Genomic DNA, 3,664 nt, shown 5'->3' on the forward strand with positions numbered 1-3,664 from the left:
GACCGTCTCGCCCAGTGCCACGGCGGCGGCCGCCGTCGCCTTCGGCGCGATCGTGCCCGCTCCGGTGAGCGCGGTCCCGGCGGCGGGGGTGACGTACCTGATCACCGCCGCGACCGCCCTTTACTCCGACGCGCCCGAGGTGGGCGAGCAGCTCGCCGCGCGGTTGCGCCGCTCGACCGGCTACCCGGTCCCGATCGTGACGGCCCCGCCGGCGGACGGGATCGCGCTGCGGCTGGGCACGGTGGCCGGCGGGGAGGAGGCGTACCAGCTCGACGTGACCGCCACCGGGATCGTCGTGCTGGCCAACGGGCCCGCCGGGCTGTTCAACGGCGTGCAGACGCTGCGGCAGCTGCTCCCGTACGCCGCCGAGGGCGGCACGGTGCAGCCGGGCCCCTGGCCGGTGCCCGGCGGGCGGGTCGTGGACCGGCCGCGCTACCCCTGGCGGGGCGCGATGCTCGACGTGGCCAGGCACTTCTTCCCGGTGGACGCGGTCGAGCGGTACCTCGACCAGATCGCGCTCTACAAGATCAACCGCCTGCACCTGCACCTGTCCGACGACCAGGGCTGGCGCATCGCGATCGACTCCTGGCCCCGGCTGGCCTCCTACGGCGGCGGCACGGCGGTCGGCGGCGATCCCGGCGGCTTCTACACCAAGGCCCAGTACCAGGAGATCGTCGCCTACGCCGCCGCGCGGAACATCACCGTGATCCCGGAGATCGACATGCCGGGACACACCAACGCCGCCCTCGCCTCCTACGGCGAGCTCACCTGCGACGGCGTCGCCCCGCCGCGCTACACCGGCACGGACGTCGGGTTCAGCTCGCTGTGCACGTCCAAGGAGCTCACCTACACCTTCGTCGACCAGGTGATCGGCGAGCTGGCCGCGCTCACCCCCGGCCCGTACCTGCACATCGGCGGGGACGAGGCGTCCTCCACGACGCCGGCCGACTACCGGGCGTTCGTCGACCGGGCGCAGGGCATCGTGGCCGCCCACGGCAAGACCGTGATCGGCTGGCACGACGTCGTCAACGCCACCCCGCTGCCCTCCACGGTCGTCCAGTACTGGGGCAGCGACCCCACCGAGACGGCGGTCTCGACGGCGGGCCGGAAGGTCGTCATGTCCCCGGCGAGCCGCGCGTACCTGGACATGAAGTACAACCGGCGCACCCCGCTCGGCCAGACCTGGGCGGGCACGATCGAGGTCAAGGACGCCTACGGCTGGGATCCCGGCGCCTACCTCAGAAGGCTCCCGCCCGAGCAGGTGCTCGGCGTCGAGGCGCCGCTGTGGACCGAGACGCTCAGGACGTCCGCCGACCTCGAATACATGGCCTTCCCCCGCCTGCCCGCGCTCGCCGAACTGGGCTGGTCCCCCTCCGTCACGCACGACTGGACCGCGTTCCGGCAGCGGCTGGGCGCGCAGGGCCCGCGCTGGCGCGTCATGGGGATCGCCTACTACCGCTCCACCCAGATCGCCTGGCCCTCCGGTTCGTAGGAGCCCCCTCAGGAGCTGCGCATGTCACGATCGATCAGATGCGTCCTGGCCGTGCTCGTCCTGCTGCTCGCCTCGGGGGTGGTGAGCGCGGGCAGCGCCGTCGCGGCGGCCGGTTCGACCGAGCTGGCCTCGGGCTGGGCGCTGCGCTCGGCCACCGGCCTCGCCGACACCGGCGCGGCGATCTCCACGCCCGGGTACGCCACCACCGGCTGGCACCCGGTCACCCTGCCCTCGACCGTCCTGGCCGGGCTGGTCGCGAACGGCGTCTACCAGGACGTCTACTTCGGCCAGAACCTCAAGAACGTGCCCGACCTGACCACCCAGGACTGGTGGTTCCGCGGCGAGTTCACCGCCCCGGCCACGGCCCCCGGCCAGGTGTACTGGCTGCGTTTCAAGGGCCTCAGCTACCGCGCCCAGATCTGGCTGAACGGCGTGCAGTTGGACGCCGCGGCCGTGGGCACGTTCGTCGGCCACGAGTACGACGCCACCGCCGCGATCCGGCCCGGCGCGGTCAACGCGCTGGCCGTCAAGGTTACCCCGCCGCGCCACGACTGCAAGGACCTGTCCACCTGCACGGTCGACTGGAACCCCGAGGCCCCCGACATGAACGCGGGCATCTGGAACACGACCCTGCTGGACACCACGGGCCCGGTGGCCCTGCGCGACCCGTACGTGCGGACCACCCTGTCCGGCGCCGCCGCCGACCTGGCCGTCTACGTGGACGCCGTCAACGCGACGAACGCCCCCGTCACCACCACGGTCAGCGGCACGATCACCAAGGCGGGCCGGCCCGACCTCACCTTCTCCCAGGCCGTCACGCTGGCCGCCCGCGAGCGCAAGGAGGTCGCCTTCGCGCCCCTGCACGTGAGCGATCCGGTGCTGTGGTGGCCGTACCAGTTCGGCAGCCCCGAGCTGTACCGCCTGACGGTCAGCGCGGGCGCCTCCGACAGCAAGACCATCGACTTCGGCATCCGCCAGGTCACCGACTACCGCACCACCGTCAACGGCACCTCGTTCGCCGGATACAAGATCAACGGTCGGCCGATCCTGCTGCGCGGCGGCGGGTACGTGTGGGACCTGATGCAACGCTGGGACACCAGGACGAACGCCGCCCACATCGCCTACGTCAAGGACATGGGCCTGAACACCATCAGGCTGGAGGGCACCCTCGGCAACGAGGAACTGTACGACATGGCCGACAAGGCAGGCATCCTGGTCATGCCGGGCTTCGTCTGCTGCAGCGCCTGGGAGGACGACAGCGCCTGGACCGCCGAACAGGAACAGGTCGCCCGCGCCTCGCTGGACAGCCAGCTCCGCTCGCTGCGCCACCACGCCTCGGTGTTCCTGTGGACCTACGGCAGCGACCAGCCGCCGACGGCCGCGCACCTGGCCGCGTACAAGAGCGTGGCCACCGCCCTGCACTGGCAGAACCCCACCCTGGACAACGTCGCCACCTGGTCCAACGCCGACGCCGGCATGAAGATGGACGGCCCGTACGTGTGGGAGCCGCCGGTGCTGTGGTGGGACGAGAGCCGCAGCGGCGGCGCGTACGGCAGCACGGGGGAGGAGGGCACCGAGTCGCCGCCGCCCCTGGAGACGCTGCAGCGCTTCCTGGCGCCCGCCGACGTCTGGCCCATCGGGACGGCGTACAACTACCACGCCGGCAAGCCGGGCAGCGTGTTCGACACCATCGCCCCCTACAGCACCGGCCTGGCCAAGCGCTACGGAACGCCCGCCTCCGCCGCCGACCAGTCCCGCAAGTCCGAGGCGCAGAACTACGAGAACGCCCGCGCCTTCTTCGAGGCGTGGAGCGCCAGGCAGCACGTGCGCTCGTTCGGCTCGATCTTCTGGATGCTGAACAACGCCTGGCCGTCGGTCCACTGGAACCTCTACGACTACTACCTCAAGCCCGGCGGCGGCTACTTCGGCACCAAGAAGGCCACCGAACCCGTGCACATCGCCTACGACTACCTGACCCGGGCCGTGCACGTGGTCAACTCGACCCTCACCACGCGCTCCGGGCTGACCGCCACGGTCTCCGTGCACAACCTGCCGGACCTGGCCCAGCAGTACATCGCCTCGGCCCCCGTCACCGCCACGGCCAACGCGGGCGCACGGGTCCAACCGGCTGGGCGGCAACTCGCTGTCCGACCTGCTGGTGTTCGGGCGGCG

Annotated in this window: 2 protein-coding genes; both read left to right on the top strand. The window is 71.8% G+C overall.

From position 1 onward, the window contains the following. The coding region (locus ACWCSD_RS49715; RefSeq protein WP_449926371.1) for a beta-N-acetylhexosaminidase at nucleotides 1-1,492 on the top strand (1,492 nt) is incomplete at its 5' end. Nucleotides 1,493-1,513: 21 nt separating this feature from the next. Then, nucleotides 1,514-3,664 (top strand): glycoside hydrolase family 2 protein (locus ACWCSD_RS49720; RefSeq protein WP_449926374.1); only part of this gene is annotated, 2,151 nt, incomplete at its 3' end.

This window comes from Nonomuraea sp. NPDC001684 (genome assembly GCF_053596515.1).